The sequence below is a fragment of the Mesorhizobium sp. WSM4983 genome, from assembly GCF_029625765.1.
Classification (GTDB): Bacteria; Pseudomonadota; Alphaproteobacteria; order Rhizobiales; family Rhizobiaceae; genus Mesorhizobium.
Genome location: NZ_JARTVM010000012.1, coordinates 85,557 through 107,635, shown reverse-complemented (window position 1 = coordinate 107,635; position 22,079 = coordinate 85,557). Strand labels below are relative to the sequence as shown.

Genomic DNA, 22,079 nt, shown 5'->3' with positions numbered 1-22,079 from the left:
AACGGCAATACCATTTGTAGCTTGTAGGATTGCCGCTCCTCGCAGTTGAGAGAGCGACATGACGATAATTCGTAGGCATTGCCCGAGACCGATCCGCGAGGATCCGGGCTTCGTGTATGTGATGACGGCTGAGCACGGCGGGGTAAAGATCGGGATGTCGACCGATCCCACCCGCCGCTGCAAGGTCGTCAATCGCAACAAGGCCATCAAAGCGGTGGTGGTGTTCCAGCGGCATTTCGCAGACCATCAGGACGCTGAGCGGCTCACCCACATTGCCCTGGCCAAATGGCGCCTGTCTGGCGAGTGGTATAGTTGCCCGGTCGAAACCGCGGTCGCGGCAGTTGAGGCACTGCCAGCATGAGCCATGCCGCCACAAATTGGGCCATAACCCAGCGCGGGCTCAAACCTGCCACGCGCATCGTCCTCTGGCATCTCTGCGACCGCCACAACCCCGACCTTGGCTGCTTCCCGTCCCAAGACAAGCTCGCCTATGACTGCGAGATGTCGCGCTCTGCGCTCAATGAGCATCTCAAAATCCTGGAGCTGACCGGCCTAATTCGCCGGGAGCAGCATATCAACCCCCGCACCAAACAGCAGGAGAACACGCGCTATCGGTTCGCGTTCGAGGCCGATTTCGTCACGGCACAAGATGTGGTGGAGCCGAGTCCGGAATCTGGACACGGGGCCGAGTCCGGAAAAGAGGGCGAGCCGTGTCCGGAAAATGCCTATAGCCGAGTCCGGAATCCGGACTCTAACCCTGTAAGGGAACCAGTAAGAGAACCTCCAGGGCGCGCTGACGCGCCGGGCGGAGGGGATTTCGATATGCTGTGGTCCTCATGGCCAGAGAAGATGCGACCGGACAGCCGGGAAGCGGCTGCGAAGACGTTCGCAAGCCTTGAAGCTGACGGCAAGGCGCTGGCGATTGCGACGGCGGAGACCTATCGAACGACCATGATCCTTCGGAAGGAAAAGCCCCTGATGATCCCCTTCCTGAAAAAGCAGCTCTTCCTCGAGTTCCATGGCGCGCCACCCATCGACAAGGATGGGGATTTCGTGATCACGCCCGAGCGGCCCGAGTGGGGCGCATGGCTGGGCTCGATCCGCCGCCACTATGGTGAGCCGGGCGTCCAAAGCACGATTAAGTGTTGTCGCATCCTACGCAAAACGCGGTGGCCGAGCGATCTTTCGCTTGCCCAAAGTGTAACCAAAATGGCAACATCTGGAACCGCAACGGCTACTGCTTCGGCGGATCGGGCATGATGAAGATGAAGCGCCTTTTTCTCGATACGCCCGCCGAGCTGGAGAAGCGGATCGACCGCTTCATCGAGCACATGCGGCATGCCGAGGACATCTTCTTCACCAAAAACAAGCGGGGCCTGCCCACGCCGCGCGACCTGCTCTGGATACTGTTTGCCGACGCCGTCGACACGGCCCGAAACATGCCCGACGTCGAACGCCGCATGGTCTCCAAGGTCGGATCGGCTATGCCCTCGTCGCGAGAGACCGAGCATCAGGCCTATGTGCGTGAGCTGTCGCGCATGGCCGACGGGATGCCACAGTACGACAGCACCGAAGTTCGCATCGTGGTTCACCAGTCGGCCGCCGATCGCATGGTCGACATCATGGACCTTCTCCGCTTCGTGCGGGCAGGGCGGCAAGGGCAGGACGCGCAGCGCTACAAGCGGACTTTCCTGGCGCATGCCGGCGGCCACGGCGTCGAGTTCTGCACGCGCGTCTGGGACCGGCATCGCGTCGAGGTCATGTCGAGGCAGGCGCTGCACGACGTCAAGAGCCGGGTCCTCGGCCAGATCCTGGTCGGCATCGAGAAGGAGTTCGGCCTGGTTCGCACCAGCCGTAGTTTCCGGCGCAAGACCGTCCGGGAAATTGACCAGCTTCGAAGGGAACGCAAGCGCGAGGAGAAACGTCGCCGGCGTGAGGAGCAGGAAAACAATGCCGGTTGACATCGCGATGCCGCGCAACCTGGTCGATCGGCGCAAGAACGCCGGCCATGCCGCGGTCTGCGCCGTCGGCTTCGAGGCTGACCCGGGTGTCTTCCGGCTCGCGACGGCCGAGAACATCGAAGCGCATCTCCCCCAGCTCCAGCCCGGGCGGTGGGAGAGGCTGCATTTCGCACATGTCGTCTGGACGCCGGGGCTCGCCGTGGCGCGCACCATCGTGCTGGGTGCCGAGCGGACGCTCGCCAACTGCCATCTCGGCCAGCATTGGTACCGGGCAAGTCTCGACGTGCTTCACGGCCTGATCCTGGCCGAGGCCGCATCCCTTCGGTCCCCTATCTGGTCGCAGTCCGAGATGATGCACATGCTCAAAGGTCAAGCCATTCGCGCGGCCGACCGCTTCGCGGCGGGGATCGTCTGATGTTCCCGACAGCCGACCAGATTGCCCTTGCCATCGTAATGGCCTGCCGGCCGCACCGAGAGGATCCGTTTGCGGTGTGCTCCGGCGAACTCGGCATGCGGGCGCGCCATGTCGCAATGGAAGCCTTGATCATCGCCTTTCCTGACGCCCGTCGAGTTGGGCTCGGCAAATGTCTCGCCTATGGCACTCCGCGCTCGGCGCAGGGCCAGGTGATCGGCGCCAAGAAAGGCAAGTGGTGGAGCGACGACCATGTCGACGAGATCGTCGGCGCCCTCGTCGCCGAGCAATACGGCGAGCAAGCGCAATGATCGCCCGCCTTTCCCGTTTCATCCGCCGTCTTCGCGACCGCGCAATCCCGCGCGTGTCGTGTCGCGGCATCTACCTGAGGATCAACTGATATGGACACTCTACAAACCGCTGGCACCGAGCCGCTGGATGTCGACGAGGACTTCGCTGAGGCCGTCTCCCAGGAACTCGCCCGAGATACCTCCCAGCCGAAACCTACGGTTCGCAACATGATCGTCACCACCGGCATGTCCCTGAAACGGCACATCGACCGGCTGCGCACCAAGGAGACCGAACTCGAGGCGACCAAGGCCGCCGCGACGGTCGAGTACGAGCGCGTCATCGCCCAGGCGAAGCTGGTGCGCGACAATTGCTACCAGGAGACCGACGCCGATCTCCACCAGATCAGGACGACACTCGAGGTGCTCGATCCGGCGCGGGCCAAGCTGTCTGAAATGGCATAAGCCATGGAGGCGGTTGTCCCCTTCGACGATTCCGGACTCGCTCATGTCATCGAGCGAGCTCGGATGCTGTTCGACGACGGCGACGTCGCATCGGCACGCATGCTGGCCGCTGGCGCCTATGACCAGGCGAAGGCGGCAGGCAGCTACGCCACCCGCTTCCATGCCGGCGAGCATCTGATCCGGAAGGCACGCCGGCTCCAGGGTGACGCGCTGCTGATCGAAACGCGCGCGAAGATCACGATTGCCACCGAATGGACTGCCGCCCAGGAAAAAGGGGAGGCCTCGAAGGGCGGCAGGCCGAAAACCGTTCCAGACGGAAACGGTTTCACGGCAGCCGAAGCCGGGCTCACCCGAAAGGAAATCCACGACGCTCGCAAGCTGGCCGATGCCGAGCGTCGAGATCCTGGCATTGTCGAGCGGGTGATCGCCGGGCGCGTCGCGGAAGGACTCGAGCCGAGCCGGGCGAATCTGCGCGTGGCGATCGGCACCGACACCGCCAGCGTGGCCGAGCGCGGCAACAATCTCTACGAGACGTGCCCGGAAGCGGTGCACACGCTGCTGGCGCTGGAGACCTTCGGCCCTCGCATCAAGGAACCGGCATGCGGTCGGGGCGCGATCTCGCGCATGCTGGAAGCGGCCGGCTACGACGTCGCGCTTTCCGACCTCGTCGACTACGGCACCGCCGATCGCCATGGCGTCTTGCAGGACGTTCGGGATTTCCTCACCAGCGAGGCAGGCGACGATTGTGACGATATCGCCACCAACCCCCCCTACGGCGGCGTGCTCAACGCTTTCGTCGCGCATGCGCTGCGCGTGCACCGGCCGCCGAAGATGGCGCTGTTGCTCAACCTGAATTTCCTCTGCGGCTTCGACGATCCCGACCGCAACTACGCCATGGACGATTGCAAGCCGGCGCGCATCCATGTCTTCACGCGGCGCCTGCCGATGATGCATCGCGACGGCTGGGACGGCAACGAAGCCTCGAGCCGCATGAACCTGGCCTGGTTCGTCTGGGAACAGAACCTCGTCGGCGACTATGCCGGGCCGACGGTCATCAATCGCGTCGACTGGAAAGACTACCAGCCGTGAACGTCCAACCCTTCTTGATCGGCGAGGGTTGGATCGAGGTGCTCGATGGCAACGACACCGCGCGCGACATCTTCCACCGCCACTATTCCCGCTATCGCTACGCCGACGGGCGGCAGCCTGCGTTGTTCGTCGGTCCGGGCGAAAAGCTCGTCTTGCTCACGGCTGACGCCGGCGCGGTCTCAGCGTGGCGACGCGAGAGGCACCGCTTCGATAACCAGCAAGGCGTCAACTGCGCGATCTTCCGTCGCGAGACCGGCGAAGTCGCAAGCGAGCTGCTTGCCGCCGCAATGGTGATCGTGTGGCAGCGCTGGCCGGGCGAGCGGCTATTCACCTTTGTCGATCCCCGCGAGGTCGAGCCCACCTGGCGCGCAGGGCGACCCACATGGGGCCACTGCTTCTATCAAGCCGGCTGGCGCTACGCCGGCATCACGAAAAAGCGGCTGCACATTCTGGAGTGCCGGCCGGAGTGGGTGAGCTGATGCCTGCCCACCGCAGCTCGGCCGAAGCCGAGATCCGAGATGCCGCTGTGTCTCGCATCCGCCAGCGCCGCCCCGATGCCAGGATCACCCGCCGATGAAGCCGATCCCGAAATTTTCGAAAGGACTGCAGCATGAATCACTTCGCCGGCTTCACTGTCCCCGTCGCGGGAGGTCATTACGCCATGCTGCGCTTTGCCGAGGACGGGCAGGCTGAGCCGGTGCTCGAGGACGGCGGCAAGCCGCGTCTGTTCCCGACCGAGCTGGAGGCGCAGAAGGCGGTCACCGACCATTTGTTGGCCTACTTCAATGGCCGGTTAAGGCGCGACGGGGAAACTCTCTCCACGGCCCGCGACGCGGCCGAGCGCATTTTTCGCAAGGGCCGGATGATCCCGGTGGAGCACAGGTGATGACAGGATTTCGCGAAGCCTGGGCTCTCAAGTCGCCGACTGCCGTCACCACACACTACTTTCGCCGGCGCGGTCTCGGGCTCGCCGTCTCGCTCTGCGGATCCCAGGACGCGCCGGCCGGATGGCTCATCGAAAATTCGGGCGCCGGGCAATGCGAGCGGTGCGCCATACTGCGGGAGAAGGAACTCGCTAGATTGGACGCTGCGCCGCCAGAGGCGGCCGAGGACGAGCGCGGCGACCATCGGGCATGTGATGGGAAGGCCGGCGACTGACGCGCGCTGGCGGGCCGCTACACTCGACAAAAAAATGGGGCAGCGGAGACCAATCCGCTGCCCCTCCCTACCACAGCCGCCGGCCGGAGCCGGCGGTGCGGATTCCTACACCAGCATCGAGCGCGCATGTGCCTGGCGCAACTGCGACTCCATCGAACGGATGGAGCGCGACGCCGCCGCCAGCGTGTCGGCCCACTTGTCGGCCTTGGTGGGATCGATCGATTTCAAGGCGATGCACTCGCCGTCCTTGAAGCCGCCGGCGATCGCGGCGATGATGCGCTCGATCGTCTTCTCCATCCTGCTCATGGCGGCGATATCGTCCTTCGAAGGCTCCGGCCTGTTCTCGTCGTCGAACATGCGGCCCTGCTCGATCCGGTCGCGCACCGCTTGCGCCGCCGCCTTGATGCTCGACCAGTCTTTCAACTTGCCGCTGGAGAACAGCCTCACGATGTTGATCTGATCGGCCGTCGGGAGGTCGACCAGGTCGTTTGCGTGGCCGAGCGGGAAGGCGCCACTGTCGACCAGCTTCTGGATCGTCTCGTCAAGATTGAGGAGCGCCGTGCGGGCCTTGATGCGCGTCGGCTGGACGCCGATGTCCTTCGCCAACTGTTCGACCGTCCAGCCGCGGTCGATCATCGCCTGAAAGGCGCGTGCTTCCTCCAGCGGCTTGATGTCGGCGCGGGCGAGGTTTTCCACGATCGCCTGCAGCGCCATCTCGTTGTCGTCGATCTTGACGACCTCGCACAGAATGTCGGCCGCCTCGATCAGCTGGTGGGCGCGCCAGCGGCGCTCACCACCGACGATCTCATAGACCGCCCGGCGGCTTGGCGAGGCCGAGGGCTCGACGTTGATGTCGGACGCTTGTAGCGCTTCGTCTGAGCTGTTCGCCGATCCAGTCGTCGTGCCGCCGCCATTGATCTCCGAGGAATTTGATTTCCTCCGGCGACCACCGGCACCGATGCCCATTGTTGAGGAAGTCGTTGACTTTGAGTCCGACTTGCTCTGCCGCGCTTCGTTTGACGTGGAAGTAGGGAAGGCAGCAATCGATGACGTGTTTGACCTCTCTCGCCGCCGCCACGGTCCAGAACCATTGCTCCCAGGTTTTCCCGTGAAAGACTCGGTGTGATGGAGCGACGGTGCCGACGCACCATGCGTCTCGCAACCATCGGCAGATCGTTGCGCCGTCGTTTGTGACTGACTGGCTGACGACGACGCGGAACCGGTTGCCTTTGCCGCTGATCGTTCCCTCTCCATCGATGAAGCCGGCCGTGTAGGCGACGACTTCGATTGGAGGTCGAGCAAAGTGTTCCATTCTGCGATGTTCTCCGATGTGATTTCCTCGATTCGACCGTCGGTCAAGAAAACCGGGCGGACAGTGATGGCCTGGATTAGGCCGCGCTCGCGGATCGATTCCGCCAGTTCGCGAAGCTTCACCGGGTCGAAATGCTTGCGCGGCTGGTCGGGGTTCGGGATCACCTGGCTGAGGGGGATGCGCTTCTTCATGGTCGGGTCTCCGTGGCAGGGAATTGCTTAGCAATATCAACAACTTAGCTTGTAACCGATCTGGTTACAAGCGGGTTACTAAGAAAAGTTTTCGACCAGTTCTGAAGCACGTTGCGGAAATGCCTTGGCGACCGAGCGTGTCCAGATCGTGGCTCGATAGCCCTGCCCGCAATCGAGATCGCAAGAGAGACCGCCGACCCTTGTGATGCGCCATCCATCCGGCATCGGCTCACCGGCGAGCCAGAGGATGCACCGACGCGCGTCGTCGCGCCGGGCGAAGTCCTCCGCAACTCGGTCGTGGTAGGCTGTAAGGGAGTACCAATCGCCGCCGTCGCGCTCCGTGTAATAGCCCGACGCCAGCGACTTGATCGCCTGTATCAGTTCGTCGGAGGTGCGAAGGTCAGCCATTGGTGCGGCCCTCCTGGACCTCGCATGCGCTATCGAGGATTTCGACCCCCGCCGGCGATTGTCCCGGGTCGCGCCTTGCGGCTGCATTTGCCAGTGCAAGGGTGTCGAGGACCCTCAGATAGATCGAGACTTCGGCGGTGATCATCCGAGCCTCCGTTTTGAAGCCGCAAGAAAATCGGCCGTGCAGATGGTGAAGTCGCCGGCGGCGCCGCCGCCGATATGGGCATGATGATACTCGTCCAGCTCGTCGAGCAGCGGGCGAATGTCGCCCCAGGTCGGATAGGCTTCCTGGTTGCTCTGCCAGAACTCCCCCAGCGTGCCGGCCCACTCCGGCTCGCCGAGGTCGAGCGGGTTCTTCATATGCCCCGCGAACAGATGGACGGTGGTGGTGATGTCGATCGTCATTGGCGGCTCTCCTCAGTCCATGTTGCAGCGAACGAGCGCGGTCGCGTAGTCGATGCCGGTCTCTTCGGCATAGATTGCGGCCTGATCGCCGGGACGATTGGTGGCGGCCGCCGTCGTCGGCGGCTCGGCCTCGGCGATGGCTTCGGTCACCATCGCATTGCTTTTCAGGCTTGGGTCTCGGATGACGCAGAGTTTGAGCGCCGCCAGGATGTCCGGCCGCGCCTGTTCGCGCGGGATCGCGGCGCGCAAACTGGCCAGGATGTCACCGACGCCCTTCTGCAGCGGATCACTCTCGAAGCCGGAAATGAACGACTCGGCCTGAGTCAGAGCGTCGACGGTGTTGCTGGCGTGGTCGAAGGGCAGCCTTTCGACGAGCTCGTCGCGGAGCGTGGCGGCGGACTCGAGCGTGAGTGTTTCACACGCCCGCGACCCGCCCTTCGGGCCGTAGAACGAAAGCACGACTTCGCCCTTGCCTCGCGCGGCGCTGTTCAGCGATTCCATCGTGCCCTTGGCGGCGATGCTGATGTAAATCGTGTCCATCACATTTCCCCTTCGATCTTGTCGGCCAAGGGCGAAATAACCTCGTCCCAGATCGCATTGCAGATTTCGTTGTCGGCGTGGTCGGACACGACATCGTAGCCCGAATTGCCATAGATCAGCTGGAACCAGCCGAGCTTGTCGCCGGTCGGGCTCCGCAGATGAATGCCGTCCTCGTCCGTCGAGAACAGCGCCAGCATGACCGCCGCCTTGTCGTCGGACCGCCTCACCACCCAATCCTCGCTGTCGTAGACGGAAATCAGGTAGCCCCGGTCGAGGCAGGCCTTCACTAGGGCGCGGGCGATGCGGCGCTCGGCGCGGATGCGGTCAGCGGTCTCGCGCGACCGGCGCGCCAGCGCCTGCTCGATCGCTTCGTCGAAGCCAGTCTTCGGTTCGCCCATCTCGGCATCTTCGGCCAGCCGGGCGGACAGCGCCTGGTTGCCCGAGGCGGCGAGAGCATTGCAGATCGCCAGCATCTCGGCCGGCGTCACGTTGATGGTCATTGTCTTTCTCCGTGGTAGGGGGTTGGATCTCGAGGAAGGCGCGGGGATCAACCCCACGCCAGTCCCCAGCGCTTGGCGCAAACCGGCCCGTAGCCGACGTCGATGGAGCGGTGGTCGGTCAGCTCGGTCGCGCAGCAGTTGCCGGTGCGCTTGCCGTGCGCCGCGCCGGCCTTCGAGGGGTTCTCGGCCAGAGCGGCAAGAGCGGCCACCAGACCGTCACGACCGGGCGACCGGCGCGAGCGGGTGAACTCGCCCTTGCGGTCGATGCGGCCGTACCAGTCGCGGCTCTCGAAGGGTCCCGGCGACGATACGTTGATCTGGCCGGCGTGAGCGGAGCGCTCACCCGCCAGAGCGAGGACGACGGTCTCACCGTTGACGTCGAAGCGGATCTTCGGATGCTTGAGCTTGTTGGCGATCGCCGTGTCGAACAGCGCGATCAGGCCATCCATCGAGCCGACCTTGGCCTTCGGCGCCGCGGGCTCTCCGGCTTGTGCGCGCTGGGTCAAGGTCGCCACCCAGGGCCATTGCCGTTCCGAGAGACTCGAGCGGCTGTCATACTGGTGCAGGAGGGATGCGGCGAACTCCGCGTCCCGGCCGTGTAGCTTGGGAGCTGACTGGCGCAGGGCTTCGATTTCGAGGTTCATGTCTGGTCTCCGTGGTAGGGATTTCCCAGATCGGTGCGGCTCCGGCGGTTATGCTAGGCCTGGCCCGTCCCCGGTCCGGTTTCACTCGGCCGGTCAGTTTGACGAGAAGTCACCAATCGCCGGCCCATTGCTGAAAGGGGAGTTCCGGCGAAGGCTGCAGCGGTGAAAGGAAACGGCTTTCTGCTGCACCGATCTGAATTTCTAAGTTACTTGAATAACTTAGCTTGTTACCAAATCGGTTACAAGTGGGTACAAGCCAAAAAGCCGAATAATTTCAAGCACTTCGGTGGTGGTCAATTCACCGGCGTGAACCGGGATTGCAAGACGTCGCCGGAGATTGAGCGCTGGTCGTCGCCGCATTGCACGAGTGCCTGGTCGACGTGTTCCGGATTGACGCCAATCACCTTCCAGACGCGGCCCTGCTGGTCGGGCGCCTCGGCGCCGAGGTAGGGCGCGACCTGGAGCGGCTGAGGCGGCTGGGGCAGGCGGTATTGCGCCGGCAGCTTGGGATGGTGCCAACCGCAGCCCTCGGCCTCCAGGCCATGTTCGAACACCTCGAGCCGGAGCTTTTCTTTCAGCCACACCGAGATGTAGGCGCGATGGCAATACTGGTTGTCGGTCGGGGCCTCGTAGCAGAGCAGGGCGACGTCCCTGCCGCCCGAAAGGTCTTCCATCTTGGCGACGATCCGGCCGGGATTAAGCCTGTCGAGGCCTTCGAAGTAGAGCTGCTTATACTCGCGCTCGCTGGCGGTCTTGAACCATTCGCCTGGGGCGAGTTCGGGCATCTTGCGAAAGCCTGCCGGATAACCTCGCGGCGTTCCCCTGGACACCCCGATCTTCTGGATTTCGGGCGGCAGCTTGGTGAACCAGGAGCTGGTGAAAATGCGCATCTTCGTCTCTTTCGGTGGTAGGGCTTTGGACAGGTCAAAATGTAAATCCGGTGAACTTCTCAAGCAACCAAAATGACACTGTGTGTTACCATTTTGGTAAGGTTGCCTCACCGGTACATCTGCATTAGGTATGGGTTCTCTCCAGCGCCTTCGGGCGCTGTCCTGTGGTAGGGATGGAGAGGAAGGCCGATCAGGGGCAACCCGGTCGGCCTTTGATATTTTCGGCGCGGCTGCGGCGCCTCGAAGCGCACTTCGGGATAATTGACCCACGCCGTCACCGTCTCGAAACTGATGGCGCGCGGCAAGCTCTTGAAGTCGTCGAGCGGCGTTCGTCCTGCCAGGATCCCATTGCCCGCGAACTCGGCGCCCGAGCGGAAAAACTGGAACGTCCTTCGCCATGGTCCGGTTGAGAGCCAGAGGTCCAGGCCCGGCGCCAACTCCACGCGGTCGAGGCTGTCGCTCTCAAGAAGTTCGCAGAAGAGCTGGTGCCCCAGAGGGCGCGGCGTCTGGTAGTCGATGGCGCGCCGGAGTGTGGAATCGATCAGGATGAAGCGCATTGCAGTTCTCGTGCCTCGAGGCGTTGGTTGATGGTGGGGAGCGTCTCGCTGGCGAACAATTCGAGCCACCACTTGATCAGCTCGGCCTGGTAGCGGTCGTCGGCCGCACGATGGCGGGGCTCGCGTAGCTGTCGCTCGATCCAGTCAAGCCGGTCGCGAAGCTCCGGCCGGTAGAGCAGATTGCGGAATGCATCTGCGAGCCGCATGTCCAGGGCGTAATCCCCGGTGCAGCCGAGGGGCGACCAGTCGCTATGCCAGGACGACCACATGTCGAGGGCCTGGATGATGGTGGGGAGCCGGCGCCGCCGCTCCTCCTCGTCTTCTGGTAACGGGCGAAACATTTTGGACTCCGCGGTAAGGATTTTGTATTCTACTATGTAACCAATTTGGTTACAATATGGGCAACCTAAAAGTGATTTCGGCGGCCGTCCTTGCAGACCTTGACGGTGACGGTGGTCACGTAGGTTCCGACCTCGGCGAAAGGGTCCTGCGGCAGATCGCAGAACTGGCCGTTCAGCTTCTCGATCAGGGCGCGGAAGGCCATGGCCTTGCGCGTCTCGCGGAACTCGGCGCCGGCCGACATGATGGCGGCGAGGCACCCGCCGTCTTCCAGGAAGTGGAGCGCATGGACGACGTGATCGATATCGCGCTCAAAGTCGCGATCTGACTGATCGAGAAGCTGGTGCCCGCTGTTCCCTCTTACGTTCTACCCATGTCTTGGGGCTGACAGCGTCATTGCGGCCAGAAGATGCCGCCCAACTCTGACAATCGGTGGCAGCCCACGCGAGACGGTGGCGGGATTTGCTACTGGTATGGCGCCGGCCGCTAATGCGCCGGGCACTTTTTTGGATTAGGACTCACTTCATCGAATAAGGAAGGTCAAAGTAAAATGGTGAAACCACAAACAAAAATCGCACTTGTTACTGGCGCGTCTTCCGGCATGGGCAAGGAAATCGCTATCCGGCTGATTAAGGACGGGCTCAAGGTCTATGTCGCTGCCCGTAATGTCGACAGGATGGGCGATCTTGCCAAACTTGGCGCGATTCCGCTTCGTATGGATATCTCGGTCGATAGCGATATCCAGGCCGCCGTCGACACCATCATCGCACAGTCGGGCGGCGTCGATGTCCTGGTCAACAACGCAGGCTTTGGCCTCTACGGACCGGTTGAAGACGTCGGGATCGACGAGGCTCGCTACCAGTTCGAGGTCAACGTTTTCGGGCCGGCACGGCTCACGCAGCTTCTGCTGCCAGCGATGCGCCAGAAGGGTGCCGGCACCATCGTCAACATCACGTCCATGGGGGGCAAGATCTACACGCTGCTTGGCGCCTGGTACCACGCCACCAAGCACGCGCTTGAGGGCTGGTCGGACAGTCTGAGGCTCGAACTCAAGCCCTTCGGGATCAATGTCGTCGTCGTCGAGCCCGGCCTGATCGAGACCGCCTTCGGCGATGTCGTCGCCGATGGCCTTGTCAAGCGCTCCGCCAGGAGTGCCTATGCCAAGGTCTCCGAGATCGTCGCCCGGACAACAAGGCAGACCTACGGGCACGGTCGTGGAACCAATCCGAGCGTCGTCGCCGATGTCGTTTCTAGGGCGATCGGGTTGCATAGGCCGAAGACGCGGTACGTCGTCGGCAAATACGCCAAGCCCATGGTTTTCATCCGGAAGTGGTTCGGCGACCGCATGTTCGATCGGATTATCATGAGCCAGATGCGATAGGACACGACACAAGCCGCGCTTACTGAGGCCCTACACGATTTGAACAAAGGAGAACGGGTGATGAGTGCAACTCCCGCCGACAGATGTAAAGTCCCGCAGGCGTTCTGGCGAGCGATCGAGGCTTTGGGGCTTCGGCCGGCAGCGATCCTGAGGCAGGCCCGCCTGCCTGCCACTTTGCACCTCAACCCCCAAGGCCTGGTCACGACTGAACAGTACTTCGCGATCTTCGAGGCGTTGGAAGTTCTTTCATCGGATAGCGGCCTCGGGATCAAGCTGGTGAAGAGCGCCGATACCGCGGTTCATCCGCCATCGACTTTGGCGGCGTTTCACGCGCGAGACTACCGTGACGGATTGTCGAGGGTGGCCAGGTTTAAAAGGCTTTGCACACCAGAGCAGCTCCACTTTTCCGAGGAAAACGGTGAGGTATCCATCAGCAGCGAGTGGCTTTATGCGACTAAGCCAGAACCGGCGATTGCTGTAGACATCACCTTCGCGTTTCTGGTCGAGCTCGGCCGGCGAGGGACGGGGCAGAACCTATCACCCGTGCGCCTCGAGCTGAGGCGGCCCAATCCGGGCAGCGACGCACATGCAGCCTACTTCGGCTGTCCGATCCGCTATGGCGCGCCTGGTGACATCCTCATTCTGAAGGCCCCTGATCTTGATCGTCCGTTTCCGGGCCACAATCCGGAACTGTTGGAGATCCTCACACCGGCACTCGCGTCAGCTCTCGGTGAACTTCAGGCGCTCACCTCAATCCGGGATCAAGTGAAGCTGGTCCTGAAAAGGAACTTGGCCAGCGGACGGCCGGAATTGTCCGGAATTGCCACCGATATGGGTCTCAGCGAGCGCACCTTGCAGCGCCGTATCACCGAGGAGGGGACGACGTTTCGGGAACTCCTCATGGAGGCGCGGCAAGAACTGGGCCGTCAGCTTCTCGCCGATCTCTCCGCCGACATCGACGAAGTGGCCTGCCTGTTGGGCTACCAGGATACCAGTTCTTTCTACCGCGCTTTCCGCGACTGGGAAGGCGTCACACCCAACCAGTGGCGCGAACTCAATAGCGGTGGGATGCCAGAGAGGCAAGGCTCCTTGCATTAGCGAGGATCTGGCCGCTGGTGAGAGCAACCGGAACAGAGACTTAACAACCGTTCGGGCACCGAACGCAGATGACATGGGTCGACGCTGTGACCGTCGCCCCAATGAACACTGGACTATTGCAACAAGAAGGGAACAGACAATGAGCAAGCAAACTGGCAAGGGCATAGGGCGGCTCCTATTGCGCATTGGTCTGGTCCTCACGTTTGGGGTCATCGCTGCGCTGGCGTTCGTCAAGTTCGAATATGGCAGGGGCACGCTTTACTCCGATATCGGTTCGGCAAATCCGGGTGGTCTCGGCAAGCTCGAGAAGCTGGTTAGCCTTGAATACCCTCCCGGCAATGTGGCGGTCGCGCCAAACGGGCATGTTTATTTCAACTACCATCCGATCGCCCGTGCGGGGCGGTTTTCCGACGCGACCGTCTTTGAACTGGCCGACGGAAAAATCACGCCATTCCCCTCCATGGCGGCCCAGAAGGATTTTCAGGGCACGTTTGGCATGACCGTCGATAAGCAGAACCGCCTTTGGCTGATCGAGCCGGCAAGCTTTGATTTCCAGCATACTCGCCTGTGGGCCTTCGATCTGGCGACGCGGCAGCGCCTTGCGTATTTTGAGTTCCCTGGCAAGGAGGCGCAGTTCGCCCAGGATCTGCGTGTGACCGACGATGGCAAATATGTCCTCCTGGCCGATACTGGCATAATGCGGTTCACCGGGCCGAAACTCATCGTTTTCTCTGTACAGGATCAAACATTCCGCACCGCTCTGGGAGCCCATCCGTGCACCTCGCCCGAGGACTGGTTGATGCAGACCCCGTTTGGCGTGTACCGCATGGCCGGAGGCCTCGTGAACGTCGCAGTCGGCCTTGACGGAATAGAGATCAGCCCGGATCAAAAATGGGTCTATCTCGCCGGAATGACCAATTCGCATCTTTGCCGGGTTCCGCTTTCCGACGTGCTCGACGCCAACATCGGTCCTTCCGAAGTTGCCAAGAAGGTGGAAGTCTTAGGGGCGAAACCTATGAGCGACGGCATAACCATCGACAAATCAGGCGAGGTTATTGTCACCGATGTTGAGCATGGCGGCCTCATGGCGTTCGACCCGCAGAGCAAGAGCGCGTTACGACGTTGGTACGCTTACATGATGTGATATGGGCGGACGGCGTGGCCACGGGTCCGGACGGTTCGCTGTATTTCACCGACAGCGCGCTCTCCGCCTATATCGGGCAACTGGCGGGACCGCCGGACAAGGCTCTCCTTGCGGCCCACCAACCGTATTTCCTCTACCGGGTCAAGCACTAAGGTTTCCGGCTTCATGGTAGGCGGCCACGGCTGCGTCGCGATAGGCGACGATCTGCTCAACCGTGTTGCGGAGGATCAGCGCGTTCATGGCTTCGCCTCGACCGGCTTGGCGCTCACGGCGCCGTGCATCTTCTGGAAGGTGAAGACGTCCTTGCGCTCGATCACGATCTCGTAGCGCTTGCTGCCGTCGGGCAGCGTGAACTCGTATTCAACTGGCTTGGTCACTGGTCTGGTCTCCGTGGTAGGTATTGGTGGGCGACGGGACCTCTCCCGCCGCCCTATCGAAGGGATTTTCTGCCTCTATTGGTGCATCGCGCCTCCTGTCCCGTTGCATGAAACTCGGCCTCTTCCTCCTCGGCCGCGAACTGGTCGGCCCGCTGCTCCCTGCAGGAAGGGCAGCGGCAGCTTTCGCTGTCGTCGAAGGGGAAAGGGGTCAGGCAGTCGTCGCAGTAGGGCATGGTCGGCTCGTCTCTGTGGTAGGGAAAAGTGTGACCACAACAGGTTAGCGTGTAACCAAATTGGTTACAATGCGGCCACGGACAAAAGATCGTGTTCGCCCAGGTGCAGTTGTCGGAGGTTAGAGGTGTCGACAGGTGCGCCGTACTGCGCTTAGCGCAATAGAAGCCACGACCAGTAATGCCCTCGATCGCCATCCGCCCGAGAACTAAGGATCGATCAATCGGGCTCGGCTTTTGATGCGGCGATGGATAAGATCGACCATGCGCCCAAGCTCATCAATGAGCAGATAAAGGAACTGGCGCGGCGCAAGCGGGACGAGGGGAAGGACTAACCTCAATGAAATGCGCCGCCGAACCGTCCGTTGCATTGCTGATCTTCGCTCTGGTCGGATGCGGCGCAGTGGATGGCGTACAATCGTGAGATGCGTCGAGACGCCGACGGCGCGCGAGCTTCATGCGGGCTAACAACTGCCCCTGAATCTTTAAGCAATGATAAAATCGACTCTGATCTAGCCCGATGCGTAAATGCATGTAAGCAGCTTGGGTTTGTTGTCGAGAGCGCTTTCCCTCCCGCTCTGATCAACAAACAGGTTGATGCGTCTGGTGATAGCTCGCCCGCAGAGTGTCCAATCTATAAAAACTAGGAGCGCCCTGCTGTCCGGGACGTGCTTGTACCGTATACATGCGTGAGCCCTAGCCCCGATTCCCCTCAAGGCTGGGGCTCGTCCATTCGGAATAGCGCGAGGGCTAGATAAATCCCCTAAGCACCGGCGATGATGACGACCGCACCAACCGCCGTTCCAATCTTCTCCGGCAATCCGTCTGCCGGGGAGTTCATCTTACATCTCTATCAGAGCGTAGGCCGCGCCAAAGATGGCTGTCATTATCACGAGGAAAAATGTCCATCCTTTCAAAGCGTGGCGCACGTCTTCGGGCTTGGCGCCCTTCTGGTTGTCGTAATCTTCCATTTGTCCGATCCCAGTTCTTTCGATCTCGACTTGCTACGAAATTGGTTGCCTGGGGGCAACCCTGTCACAGTGTGCCGGCCTGTCGCGGATTCTTTTCTATCGCGTTCACGGCCTAGCATCAGGCGCGGATCTAAGGATCTTGTCCCTCAAAATGCGAAGGCGAGTTGGCCGGTCTTTTCGACGCGGCTGGGGATGCCGATCGGCGCGAGGCCCGGCAGCGCATGGATGAAACCGCCCGGCTGGTAGGCGGGATCGTTGCGGTGCTCCTCGCGGAGCCTGCTGTCGTCGGCGGGGTGACGCACGTTGCCCTGCCAATGGCTAAGTCCGAACGGAGGGTTGTGTAGCCTGGCCCTCGTCGCCGTCTTGCCGTGATGATCGATAAGCAGGTTCTGCTCCATCACGATCGTCAGCATCTCGTCGACGGTCATTGCCTCGTCGACAAACCAGCGCTCGCGGGAGAGCCCGGCGCCGGTGAAGGATCGAAAGCCGGTCTCGCTGAAAAATGGCCGGTCGAGGTCGATCACCCGGCCGTCCAGCCCGACCCCTCCGAAGAGACCCGGGTAGCGCACGTCGGTCCGGCAGCCGTGGATGGTCAGCATGAACCGACCGGGCTGGCCGTGCATCGGGATTTCGCCGTCGGGCGCGGCCAGTTGCTTGCCGAGCCAGGACGACGCCGAGTTCCAGCAGTTGAAGCGGGAGCGGCAGCGCGGCGGCCAGGAACGGCCGGAACCGTCCCCGCGCTCCTCCCGGCCGCCGTATTCCTCAATCCGGTAGAGCGTCTCGACACATGCCTCGATCACTAGCTCGTAGGGAAGGCGGCCGGGCTTGTCGCAGGCCATCATCGCGGCGCGGTAGTGGTGGAGGGCTTCCCGAGCGATTCCGACCAGATATTCGTCGGACCCGTCGCGCAGCATGGCGACATTCTCGGCGATCTCCTGACCGCGTTTCTCGGCCTCGATCTGCCAAGCGTGCTTCTTGGCTGGTGCCTTCGCCTTGGCGGTCTTAGCCATTGCCGTACCTCGGAAGTTCTGCGAGCGACGAGAGGGGCGGCAACCCCATGCGCTCGCGAGATCGGTTGATGATGGGGAGAGGGTCGAAACCCTTGACGCCCGGACCTCGGTAGACCCATGGCGGGTTCTCCGGGTCGAGCCGGCCGACGTCGTAGCTGTGGAGCATGTCGGCGAAATATTCCGGCGTGCCCGGGTAGGGAGCGCTATTCCAGAGTGCCCGCAGGATTTTCCGGATGTTGTCGCCGTAGGCGAAAAGCCGGCTCCTTGCACGACGCCAGTTCGCGGCGCGGCGGTCGCGAGTATTCTGCTCCCAGATCACCGCTTGCTCGGCGCGCTGCGCCATAACGGTGTCGGCGTCTGGCTGCTCCTCTGCGATCATCTCGGAAAAGAGCGGCAGTTTCTCTCGCTCAAGGCGCTGCTTTCGGGCCAAGGCGAGCCGCTTTCGCCTCGTGTCCTCGAACGGGCCATATCGGCGTGTCCGGAAGTGGCGCATCAGAGCAACCTCCCCTCGGCCACCTGCCAGACGCCCTCGCCTAGCGGTTCGAACGGGCCGCGCTGTAGGGTCTGGCGGACCTTCGCCTTCCAGTTCGGATTGCGTTCGGACTTCGGATTCTCGGCCAAGGCGCGGTAGAGATCGTCGAGCCGCACGGCCGCGCCGGCGCGCTGCATCACCTTCAACACCTCGTCGACCCACGAGCCGACGGAGGCAAAGCCGAAGATCAGCGAGCACAGGCGCAGCGGCACGAAAGCGCCGGGAATGCCGCTGGCCGCAAGGCGGTCAGCATCGTCGGCGCCATAGGCGCAGAACACCGACGGCGCGCCGGCATTGGCCTTTGCTCGAGTCCCTGCGGCATCGTGGAAATGCAGCCGCCCTTCCATGAACAGCAGCGCATCGGCCGCGCGCCAGACGCACTCGTGGAACACCTGCGTTTCGTGCGGGCGAAGATCAGCGCGATTCCATGGGCGTGCTCGGCCATACGGCCCATCCAGCGGCCGATCACGTTGTTCGAGTATGGCGGGTTGAGCCACACGCGACCGTGCCAGGGCCGGGCTAGACCGTTGTCGGCGATGGTGTAGTGCTGGCGCGCCATGTCCACGGCCGATCGAGGGGAGCGCAGGGATCGAGGTCAAAACTCTCGGCGCCACCGAGCGCGGCCAGGAGGGCGGGAGGGGTCAGCCAGACGTCGGTGCCGGCCGCCGCGGACTGATGGCTACCGATGGGCATGGCGCGCCTCCTCGGTCAGCCTGCGCAGCACGTCGCCGACGCTGCTGATGGGACTCTCCAGCCGGGCCTCGTCGAGCTCGGCCAGATCGATCTTGGTTTCGTTCCCGTCTTCATCGATCATCGTGAAGACGCTTGCGGTGGAGTGCGGCTTGCGCAGGATATCCCACGCCCAGCGTGCGGCCGCTTCGGGATCGCCTTCGCCCTCGTAGTCGATCTCCCATGTGACTAGATAGCGGGCCATCAGCGCTGCTCCCGCTTGAGCATGTCGCGCGCCGCTCCGCGCGCCATGGGTCCGTCGCCGAAAGCGCCGTCTGCGATCTCTTGCAATTCAGCAGTGCGCGGGTCAGGTCCGTCGCAGGCGTCTTCCTCCTCTTCGTCCACGTCCTCGCGGGTGAGCTGGTCGAACGTCCACTCGTCGCCCGCCTCGTCGAGGAAGACGATCTTGCCGTTGCGCTTGGCGGTCTGGATATCGTTCCAGAAATTTCGGTGCCGCCGGCGTATTCCGGCTCGCCCGTCTCCGGGTCGATGTCGCTGATGTGAGCGCGGCCGGTCAGCCGCTCCAATGTTCCGGTGATCGGGCTTCCGGTAGGGGATAAGTAGTTGGCCATGGTCTCTGGTCTCCGTGGTAGGGGATTGTTGCCAAAATGGTTGCGAAACGCGCTTGACAAAAAGCCAGGGGGGCAGGCAGAAATCGCGCAGCCTGATGTTGCTTCGCGATTCGGCCAATCCCCGAAAATCAGTTGGTGTCGAAGCCACTCGGCGAGGGCTCAATTCCGGCCTCTTTCGCCACGAAGCCCACGACGTCGAGCACGTCGTCAGAGCTTAATTTCTCGATGGTTTCGGCGAAGCGCCGCTTGAAATAGGTCTGGTGCTCCGCACCGGCGTAGCGGGCCAAGCCGATGGCAGCGGCGAAGGTGATCGCTTCCAGGCGAGCGCCGCCGAAGCCGGACTTCTGATGAAGGCTGGCTGCGAGATCGTTGAGGGTCATTGGTCGGTAATCGGTGGTAGGGAAAGTAACCGTTCTGGTCGCAAGTAACTTTATTTGGTTACACCTTCGATGCAAGTGAAAAAGCGAGGCCCTCGGCGTTATGTTTCAAGGCGTTGTGCCGAAGGAATGCATCGCGCAAATCCTTCGCGTGTCTGAGGTCGACAAGTGGGGCCGGGTCTATAATTGCTGCTCCGGAACGTTCCGGTTCGAGCAGATCACGCTCGCCACTTTCCCCGGCGTTGAGATGCACTCCAACGACGTCAGCCTCTACTCGTCAGCCATCGCCGGTTACCTGCTGGGCAAGCCGATAGACTATGAGTTTCACGGCGCGCTCGACTTCGTGAACGAGTTCGACTTTCGGGAGCCCGATCAGCGCCTCGCCGCGCTGGCCGTCGGCTTCAATCTCGGCCGCTTCGCTGGCGGCAAGGCGAACGCCTACAAGACCAGCCATCGCGAGCACCTGGTTGCGAACTTCGGCAGCTATGTCGAGCGCACCCTGGAGAAGGTCCGCAAGCTTCCGGGCATGATCCCGATCAAGAGCTACTCGCCGCGCGACTGGATCCTGCATCTCGAGGAGGCCATCGACCGCAAGGCCGCGATCTTCTCCTACCCGCCGTTCTACAAGGGCGGCTACGAAAAGATGTTCGAGTTCCTGGCCGAGAACATCAAATGGGAAGCTCCCCGATATGAGCTGTTCGACCCCAAGGCGCTGCGCGGTCTCATCGAGCGCGTGCGGCAGGCGGGCGTCCCCTATTGCATCCTCTCGGACCAGATTTACGACGATCTGAAACCGGAGTTGGAATTCGTCTCCGGCCGGGGCCACCCGCACTACTGCTACGTGTCGACCGGCAAGTCGTCCTACCTGCAGCTCGTGCCGCGGTCGGCCCCGTTCCGCTACAAGCCGATCGACCTCGACAAGATCAAGCCGGAATCGGTCGTGACGATTGGCCGGGCCGACGCTGCCCAGATGACGTTCCTCAAGGACGTCTACCTCAAGAAGGGCATTACCCACACGCCCGGCATGGTGAACTACCTGGTGCGCGTCGACGACATGCTGGTCGGCGGCCTGATCTACAACCTCGACAAATTCGCGAAGCGGTCGATTTACCTGCTGTCCGACTTCGCCATCTCGCGCGAGGGCAGGCTGTCAAAGCTCGTCACCAGGCTCGCCTGCAACGGCGAGCTGTTGCGCGACATGGGCAAGCGCTTCATCGACCGTTTCGACAAGGTGCAAACCTCGGCGTTCTCGGACCATCCGGTCTCGATGAAATATCGCGGCATCTTCGAGCAGACCAAGCGCGAAGAGATCGACGGGCCGGAAGGCAAGTTCCGCCTGCATTACGTCGGCGCCCGCATCGACGAGACGCCGCAACAAGCGTTCGAGTGGTGGTATGGCAAGCACTTCAAGCGTTGACTGGAAGGTCCTCGATATCGAGGCGCTCCAGGTTGATCCGAACACGCTTCGCCGCCGCGAGAAGAACGCGCACTACATGGCACCGGCCATGTTCAAGCGCCTTGTCGAGAACGTCAAAATCGATGGCCGCCTCACCACCACGGTCCTGGCATGCGAGAACAAGGACGGCTCTCTCGAGATCTTGTCCGGACATCATCGCACGGCCGCGGCGATCGAGGCCGGCTTGCCGATGGTCGACGCGCTCGTGATCACCACCCCGTTGAGCGAAAAGCGCAAGGTGGCGATCCAGCTCAGCCACAACTCGATCAACGGCGAGGATGACCAGTCGCTGCTGGCCCAGCTCTACGCCTCGCTCGACATCGATGCGAAGAAGTTCTCCGGGCTCGATGACAGCGTGCTCGCCGGCGACAAGGGACCAGGTGCTACCGCGCTCGGCGGGGCGAACATCAAATACGACGAGCTGCTTTTCTCCTTCCTGCCGGAAGACCGCGTGCGTTTCGAGGTCGAGCTGGAGGCACTCGCCAAAAGGGCCAAGCGCTTCCGCATCCATGCCGCGCCGCAGTCGAAGTTCGACGAGTTCTTCGACACCATCGTGCGCACCAAGAGCCAGCTCAACATCGTCAATTCGGGCATCGCCCTCTCGGTCATGGCGCGCCTTGCCGGCGAGCGGCTGGATCAACTCGAAGCGGAAGCGGAGGACAAATCCGATGCGGCATGAACTGCCCAGCTTGCGCGGCTCGTTTCCCAAGCCCGAAGCGCCCATCGCCGGCCCGCCATTCGGCACCCCGTTTATCGTGGTGCTCGCCATCCTGTCGTTCACCTTCGCCGTGTGCCTCGCACGCGTTCTCCTTCCGTGATCCAGGTGCATTCGTGTGTGTGTAACGTAGTGCCGGTGGTTAGTGTGGCCGCAGCGTCAAGCATTATGGGTCAGTTTGCATTTCGGCGCATGTTTGCAGACCTTATGCCCAGCAACGCTTTGCGGCCCGATTTGACCAGCACAATCGCATTCGGTTCGGCTCGCGGCATGATGTCCATGGGTTGTGGGATGGGTGGCAAAAAAATGAGCCATCCCGAACATTCCGA

At 62.3% G+C, this 22,079-nt stretch carries 37 protein-coding genes and 1 pseudogene; 17 read left to right on the top strand and 21 right to left on the bottom strand.

Translation table 11 applies throughout. The annotated features are described in order from the left end of the window. The first annotated feature begins 112 nt into the window (after positions 1–112). The 10 genes from P9254_RS25470 to P9254_RS25425 all read left to right on the top strand — a co-directional run bounded on the left by P9254_RS25470 (position 113) and on the right by P9254_RS25425 (position 5,372). Positions 113–361: a GIY-YIG nuclease family protein gene (locus P9254_RS25470; protein WP_164746621.1), complete on the top strand. Its 249-nt coding sequence runs from the start codon at positions 113–115 to the stop codon at positions 359–361. Then, complete coding sequence (locus tag P9254_RS25465) at positions 358–1,260, top strand: helix-turn-helix domain-containing protein (protein WP_278055525.1); 903 nt, start codon at positions 358–360, stop codon at positions 1,258–1,260. Before P9254_RS25470 ends, P9254_RS25465 begins: the two co-directional genes overlap by 4 nt. Further along, positions 1,257–1,961, top strand: a complete 705-nt coding sequence (locus P9254_RS25460) for a hypothetical protein (protein ID WP_127239298.1) — start codon at positions 1,257–1,259, stop codon at positions 1,959–1,961. The genes P9254_RS25465 and P9254_RS25460 overlap by 4 nt, the downstream gene beginning before the upstream one ends. Continuing rightward, a complete protein-coding gene (locus P9254_RS25455; protein WP_127239299.1) occupies positions 1,951–2,376 on the top strand; it encodes a hypothetical protein in 426 nt (141 codons plus the stop codon). Before P9254_RS25460 ends, P9254_RS25455 begins: the two co-directional genes overlap by 11 nt. Then, complete coding sequence (locus P9254_RS25450; protein ID WP_095825855.1) at positions 2,376–2,684, top strand: hypothetical protein; 309 nt, start codon at positions 2,376–2,378, stop codon at positions 2,682–2,684. Before P9254_RS25455 ends, P9254_RS25450 begins: the two co-directional genes overlap by 1 nt. Positions 2,685–2,774: 90 nt before the next feature. Then, positions 2,775–3,125, top strand: a complete 351-nt coding sequence (locus P9254_RS25445; RefSeq protein WP_095825856.1) for a hypothetical protein — start codon at positions 2,775–2,777, stop codon at positions 3,123–3,125. 3 nt (positions 3,126–3,128) lie between these two features. After that, a complete protein-coding gene (locus P9254_RS25440) occupies positions 3,129–4,214 on the top strand; it encodes an SAM-dependent methyltransferase (RefSeq protein ID WP_278055520.1) in 1,086 nt (361 codons plus the stop codon). Then, positions 4,211–4,693 (top strand): hypothetical protein, encoded by a 483-nt coding sequence (locus P9254_RS25435; protein ID WP_278055518.1) that lies wholly within the window; start codon positions 4,211–4,213, stop codon positions 4,691–4,693. Before P9254_RS25440 ends, P9254_RS25435 begins: the two co-directional genes overlap by 4 nt. Positions 4,694–4,824: 131 nt before the next feature. Further along, positions 4,825–5,100: a hypothetical protein gene (locus P9254_RS25430; RefSeq protein ID WP_127334936.1), complete on the top strand. Its 276-nt coding sequence runs from the start codon at positions 4,825–4,827 to the stop codon at positions 5,098–5,100. Then, positions 5,100–5,372: a hypothetical protein gene (locus P9254_RS25425; RefSeq protein WP_278055516.1), complete on the top strand. Its 273-nt coding sequence runs from the start codon at positions 5,100–5,102 to the stop codon at positions 5,370–5,372. Before P9254_RS25430 ends, P9254_RS25425 begins: the two co-directional genes overlap by 1 nt. A gap of 105 nt (positions 5,373–5,477) precedes the next feature. On the opposite strand, the gene P9254_RS25420 is transcribed toward P9254_RS25425, so the two are convergent. The 12 genes and pseudogenes from P9254_RS25420 to P9254_RS25370 form a co-directional block, all read right to left on the bottom strand. Then, positions 5,478–6,338, bottom strand: a complete 861-nt coding sequence (locus tag P9254_RS25420; RefSeq protein WP_278055514.1) for a ParB/RepB/Spo0J family partition protein — start codon at positions 6,336–6,338, stop codon at positions 5,478–5,480. A gap of 405 nt (positions 6,339–6,743) precedes the next feature. Next, a pseudogene (locus tag P9254_RS29165) lies at positions 6,744–6,875 on the bottom strand (ParB N-terminal domain-containing protein); the annotation flags it as partial. 78 nt (positions 6,876–6,953) lie between these two features. After that, the gene (locus P9254_RS25415) at positions 6,954–7,283 is read right to left on the bottom strand and encodes a hypothetical protein (protein ID WP_278055512.1); all 330 of its coding nucleotides are present in this window, start codon (positions 7,281–7,283) and stop codon (positions 6,954–6,956) included. Beyond that, positions 7,276–7,428, bottom strand: coding sequence for a hypothetical protein (locus P9254_RS25410; RefSeq protein WP_278055510.1), 153 nt, complete (start codon positions 7,426–7,428; stop codon positions 7,276–7,278). Before P9254_RS25410 ends, P9254_RS25415 begins: the two co-directional genes overlap by 8 nt. After that, on the bottom strand, positions 7,425–7,688 hold the full coding sequence (locus P9254_RS25405) for a hypothetical protein (RefSeq protein ID WP_278055507.1): 264 nt from the start codon (positions 7,686–7,688) through the stop codon (positions 7,425–7,427). Before P9254_RS25405 ends, P9254_RS25410 begins: the two co-directional genes overlap by 4 nt. A 12-nt stretch (positions 7,689–7,700) precedes the next feature. Continuing rightward, complete coding sequence (locus P9254_RS25400; protein ID WP_278055505.1) at positions 7,701–8,189, bottom strand: hypothetical protein; 489 nt, start codon at positions 8,187–8,189, stop codon at positions 7,701–7,703. A gap of 38 nt (positions 8,190–8,227) precedes the next feature. Further along, positions 8,228–8,728, bottom strand: a complete 501-nt coding sequence (locus P9254_RS25395; RefSeq protein ID WP_278055503.1) for a hypothetical protein — start codon at positions 8,726–8,728, stop codon at positions 8,228–8,230. 47 nt (positions 8,729–8,775) lie between these two features. Beyond that, entirely contained in the window at positions 8,776–9,372 is a 597-nt protein-coding gene (locus P9254_RS25390) for a DUF6011 domain-containing protein (protein ID WP_278055501.1), read from the bottom strand. A gap of 293 nt (positions 9,373–9,665) precedes the next feature. Continuing rightward, positions 9,666–10,262, bottom strand: coding sequence for a DUF488 family protein, N3 subclade (locus tag P9254_RS25385; protein ID WP_278055499.1), 597 nt, complete (start codon positions 10,260–10,262; stop codon positions 9,666–9,668). Positions 10,263–10,369: 107 nt separating this feature from the next. Continuing rightward, positions 10,370–10,819, bottom strand: a complete 450-nt coding sequence (locus P9254_RS25380; RefSeq protein ID WP_278055497.1) for a hypothetical protein — start codon at positions 10,817–10,819, stop codon at positions 10,370–10,372. After that, on the bottom strand, positions 10,804–11,160 hold the full coding sequence (locus P9254_RS25375) for a hypothetical protein (protein ID WP_278055495.1): 357 nt from the start codon (positions 11,158–11,160) through the stop codon (positions 10,804–10,806). Before P9254_RS25375 ends, P9254_RS25380 begins: the two co-directional genes overlap by 16 nt. Positions 11,161–11,225: 65 nt before the next feature. Beyond that, positions 11,226–11,402 (bottom strand): hypothetical protein, encoded by a 177-nt coding sequence (locus P9254_RS25370; protein WP_164757278.1) that lies wholly within the window; start codon positions 11,400–11,402, stop codon positions 11,226–11,228. A gap of 306 nt (positions 11,403–11,708) precedes the next feature. Between P9254_RS25370 and P9254_RS25365 the strand changes: the two genes are divergently transcribed. From P9254_RS25365 to P9254_RS25350, 4 genes are all read left to right on the top strand, one after another. Continuing rightward, the gene (locus P9254_RS25365; RefSeq protein WP_127403410.1) at positions 11,709–12,539 is read left to right on the top strand and encodes an oxidoreductase; all 831 of its coding nucleotides are present in this window, start codon (positions 11,709–11,711) and stop codon (positions 12,537–12,539) included. 60 nt (positions 12,540–12,599) lie between these two features. Then, complete coding sequence (locus P9254_RS25360) at positions 12,600–13,637, top strand: AraC family transcriptional regulator (protein ID WP_278055492.1); 1,038 nt, start codon at positions 12,600–12,602, stop codon at positions 13,635–13,637. A gap of 139 nt (positions 13,638–13,776) precedes the next feature. Beyond that, positions 13,777–14,781, top strand: a complete 1,005-nt coding sequence (locus P9254_RS25355) for an L-dopachrome tautomerase-related protein (RefSeq protein ID WP_278055490.1) — start codon at positions 13,777–13,779, stop codon at positions 14,779–14,781. Positions 14,782–14,795: 14 nt separating this feature from the next. Beyond that, the gene (locus tag P9254_RS25350) at positions 14,796–14,933 is read left to right on the top strand and encodes a hypothetical protein (protein WP_278055489.1); all 138 of its coding nucleotides are present in this window, start codon (positions 14,796–14,798) and stop codon (positions 14,931–14,933) included. 84 nt (positions 14,934–15,017) lie between these two features. On the opposite strand, the gene P9254_RS25345 is transcribed toward P9254_RS25350, so the two are convergent. From P9254_RS25345 to P9254_RS25305, 9 genes are all read right to left on the bottom strand, one after another. Then, on the bottom strand, positions 15,018–15,158 hold the full coding sequence (locus P9254_RS25345) for a hypothetical protein (protein WP_164757276.1): 141 nt from the start codon (positions 15,156–15,158) through the stop codon (positions 15,018–15,020). 1,072 nt (positions 15,159–16,230) lie between these two features. After that, positions 16,231–16,359, bottom strand: coding sequence for a hypothetical protein (locus tag P9254_RS25340; protein ID WP_259979827.1), 129 nt, complete (start codon positions 16,357–16,359; stop codon positions 16,231–16,233). 146 nt (positions 16,360–16,505) lie between these two features. Next, on the bottom strand, positions 16,506–17,369 hold the full coding sequence (locus tag P9254_RS25335; protein ID WP_278055486.1) for a hypothetical protein: 864 nt from the start codon (positions 17,367–17,369) through the stop codon (positions 16,506–16,508). Beyond that, a complete protein-coding gene (locus P9254_RS25330; protein WP_095783029.1) occupies positions 17,362–17,862 on the bottom strand; it encodes a hypothetical protein in 501 nt (166 codons plus the stop codon). The genes P9254_RS25335 and P9254_RS25330 overlap by 8 nt, the downstream gene beginning before the upstream one ends. After that, positions 17,862–18,293: a hypothetical protein gene (locus tag P9254_RS25325; RefSeq protein WP_278055485.1), complete on the bottom strand. Its 432-nt coding sequence runs from the start codon at positions 18,291–18,293 to the stop codon at positions 17,862–17,864. Before P9254_RS25325 ends, P9254_RS25330 begins: the two co-directional genes overlap by 1 nt. Before the next feature lie 127 nt (positions 18,294–18,420). Then, positions 18,421–18,594, bottom strand: coding sequence for a hypothetical protein (locus tag P9254_RS25320; protein WP_278055484.1), 174 nt, complete (start codon positions 18,592–18,594; stop codon positions 18,421–18,423). Then, positions 18,581–18,835, bottom strand: coding sequence for a hypothetical protein (locus P9254_RS25315; RefSeq protein ID WP_095825871.1), 255 nt, complete (start codon positions 18,833–18,835; stop codon positions 18,581–18,583). The genes P9254_RS25320 and P9254_RS25315 overlap by 14 nt, the downstream gene beginning before the upstream one ends. Then, positions 18,835–19,350, bottom strand: coding sequence for a hypothetical protein (locus P9254_RS25310; RefSeq protein ID WP_278055483.1), 516 nt, complete (start codon positions 19,348–19,350; stop codon positions 18,835–18,837). Before P9254_RS25310 ends, P9254_RS25315 begins: the two co-directional genes overlap by 1 nt. Next, a complete protein-coding gene (locus tag P9254_RS25305) occupies positions 19,331–19,582 on the bottom strand; it encodes a hypothetical protein (RefSeq protein ID WP_095825873.1) in 252 nt (83 codons plus the stop codon). Before P9254_RS25305 ends, P9254_RS25310 begins: the two co-directional genes overlap by 20 nt. A gap of 100 nt (positions 19,583–19,682) precedes the next feature. Here P9254_RS25305 and P9254_RS25300 point away from each other — a divergent pair, with 100 nt between their 5' ends. From P9254_RS25300 to P9254_RS25290, 3 genes are read left to right on the top strand one after another with little or no spacing between them, the layout of a single operon-like run. Then, positions 19,683–20,996, top strand: coding sequence for a putative antirestriction adenine methyltransferase (locus tag P9254_RS25300; RefSeq protein ID WP_095825874.1), 1,314 nt, complete (start codon positions 19,683–19,685; stop codon positions 20,994–20,996). Beyond that, positions 20,974–21,714 (top strand): ParB/RepB/Spo0J family partition protein, encoded by a 741-nt coding sequence (locus P9254_RS25295; RefSeq protein ID WP_278055480.1) that lies wholly within the window; start codon positions 20,974–20,976, stop codon positions 21,712–21,714. The genes P9254_RS25300 and P9254_RS25295 overlap by 23 nt, the downstream gene beginning before the upstream one ends. Then, positions 21,704–21,853, top strand: a complete 150-nt coding sequence (locus P9254_RS25290; protein ID WP_164750377.1) for a hypothetical protein — start codon at positions 21,704–21,706, stop codon at positions 21,851–21,853. The genes P9254_RS25295 and P9254_RS25290 overlap by 11 nt, the downstream gene beginning before the upstream one ends. Positions 21,854–22,079: the final 226 nt, after the last annotated feature.

What these genes read in the sequence shown, in the direction of transcription:
- P9254_RS25365 (WP_127403410.1), top strand. Translation starts at nt 11,709, where the DNA reads ATGGTGAAACCACAAACAAAAATCGCACTTGTTACTGGCGCGTCTTCC.
- P9254_RS25405 (WP_278055507.1), bottom strand. Translation starts at nt 7,688, where the DNA reads ATGACGATCGACATCACCACCACCGTCCATCTGTTCGCGGGGCATATG.
- P9254_RS25385 (WP_278055499.1), bottom strand. Translation starts at nt 10,262, where the DNA reads ATGCGCATTTTCACCAGCTCCTGGTTCACCAAGCTGCCGCCCGAAATC.
- P9254_RS25465 (WP_278055525.1), top strand. Translation starts at nt 358, where the DNA reads ATGAGCCATGCCGCCACAAATTGGGCCATAACCCAGCGCGGGCTCAAA.
- P9254_RS25375 (WP_278055495.1), bottom strand. Translation starts at nt 11,160, where the DNA reads ATGTTTCGCCCGTTACCAGAAGACGAGGAGGAGCGGCGGCGCCGGCTC.
- P9254_RS25295 (WP_278055480.1), top strand. Translation starts at nt 20,974, where the DNA reads ATGGCAAGCACTTCAAGCGTTGACTGGAAGGTCCTCGATATCGAGGCG.
- P9254_RS25395 (WP_278055503.1), bottom strand. Translation starts at nt 8,728, where the DNA reads ATGACCATCAACGTGACGCCGGCCGAGATGCTGGCGATCTGCAATGCT.
- P9254_RS25445 (WP_095825856.1), top strand. Translation starts at nt 2,775, where the DNA reads ATGGACACTCTACAAACCGCTGGCACCGAGCCGCTGGATGTCGACGAG.
- P9254_RS25370 (WP_164757278.1), bottom strand. Translation starts at nt 11,402, where the DNA reads ATGTCGGCCGGCGCCGAGTTCCGCGAGACGCGCAAGGCCATGGCCTTC.
- P9254_RS25335 (WP_278055486.1), bottom strand. Translation starts at nt 17,369, where the DNA reads ATGGCTAAGACCGCCAAGGCGAAGGCACCAGCCAAGAAGCACGCTTGG.
- P9254_RS25410 (WP_278055510.1), bottom strand. Translation starts at nt 7,428, where the DNA reads ATGATCACCGCCGAAGTCTCGATCTATCTGAGGGTCCTCGACACCCTT.
- P9254_RS25425 (WP_278055516.1), top strand. Translation starts at nt 5,100, where the DNA reads ATGACAGGATTTCGCGAAGCCTGGGCTCTCAAGTCGCCGACTGCCGTC.
- P9254_RS25290 (WP_164750377.1), top strand. Translation starts at nt 21,704, where the DNA reads ATGCGGCATGAACTGCCCAGCTTGCGCGGCTCGTTTCCCAAGCCCGAA.
- P9254_RS25305 (WP_095825873.1), bottom strand. Translation starts at nt 19,582, where the DNA reads ATGACCCTCAACGATCTCGCAGCCAGCCTTCATCAGAAGTCCGGCTTC.
- P9254_RS25315 (WP_095825871.1), bottom strand. Translation starts at nt 18,835, where the DNA reads ATGGCCCGCTATCTAGTCACATGGGAGATCGACTACGAGGGCGAAGGC.
- P9254_RS25420 (WP_278055514.1), bottom strand. Translation starts at nt 6,338, where the DNA reads ATGGGCATCGGTGCCGGTGGTCGCCGGAGGAAATCAAATTCCTCGGAG.
- P9254_RS25415 (WP_278055512.1), bottom strand. Translation starts at nt 7,283, where the DNA reads ATGGCTGACCTTCGCACCTCCGACGAACTGATACAGGCGATCAAGTCG.
- P9254_RS25340 (WP_259979827.1), bottom strand. Translation starts at nt 16,359, where the DNA reads ATGGAAGATTACGACAACCAGAAGGGCGCCAAGCCCGAAGACGTGCGC.
- P9254_RS25400 (WP_278055505.1), bottom strand. Translation starts at nt 8,189, where the DNA reads ATGGAATCGCTGAACAGCGCCGCGCGAGGCAAGGGCGAAGTCGTGCTT.
- P9254_RS25430 (WP_127334936.1), top strand. Translation starts at nt 4,825, where the DNA reads ATGAATCACTTCGCCGGCTTCACTGTCCCCGTCGCGGGAGGTCATTAC.
- P9254_RS25355 (WP_278055490.1), top strand. Translation starts at nt 13,777, where the DNA reads ATGAGCAAGCAAACTGGCAAGGGCATAGGGCGGCTCCTATTGCGCATT.
- P9254_RS25390 (WP_278055501.1), bottom strand. Translation starts at nt 9,372, where the DNA reads ATGAACCTCGAAATCGAAGCCCTGCGCCAGTCAGCTCCCAAGCTACAC.
- P9254_RS25455 (WP_127239299.1), top strand. Translation starts at nt 1,951, where the DNA reads ATGCCGGTTGACATCGCGATGCCGCGCAACCTGGTCGATCGGCGCAAG.
- P9254_RS25300 (WP_095825874.1), top strand. Translation starts at nt 19,683, where the DNA reads ATGTTTCAAGGCGTTGTGCCGAAGGAATGCATCGCGCAAATCCTTCGC.
- P9254_RS25450 (WP_095825855.1), top strand. Translation starts at nt 2,376, where the DNA reads ATGTTCCCGACAGCCGACCAGATTGCCCTTGCCATCGTAATGGCCTGC.
- P9254_RS25330 (WP_095783029.1), bottom strand. Translation starts at nt 17,862, where the DNA reads ATGCGCCACTTCCGGACACGCCGATATGGCCCGTTCGAGGACACGAGG.
- P9254_RS25440 (WP_278055520.1), top strand. Translation starts at nt 3,129, where the DNA reads ATGGAGGCGGTTGTCCCCTTCGACGATTCCGGACTCGCTCATGTCATC.
- P9254_RS25360 (WP_278055492.1), top strand. Translation starts at nt 12,600, where the DNA reads ATGAGTGCAACTCCCGCCGACAGATGTAAAGTCCCGCAGGCGTTCTGG.
- P9254_RS25460 (WP_127239298.1), top strand. Translation starts at nt 1,257, where the DNA reads ATGATGAAGATGAAGCGCCTTTTTCTCGATACGCCCGCCGAGCTGGAG.
- P9254_RS25380 (WP_278055497.1), bottom strand. Translation starts at nt 10,819, where the DNA reads ATGCGCTTCATCCTGATCGATTCCACACTCCGGCGCGCCATCGACTAC.
- P9254_RS25320 (WP_278055484.1), bottom strand. Translation starts at nt 18,594, where the DNA reads ATGCCCATCGGTAGCCATCAGTCCGCGGCGGCCGGCACCGACGTCTGG.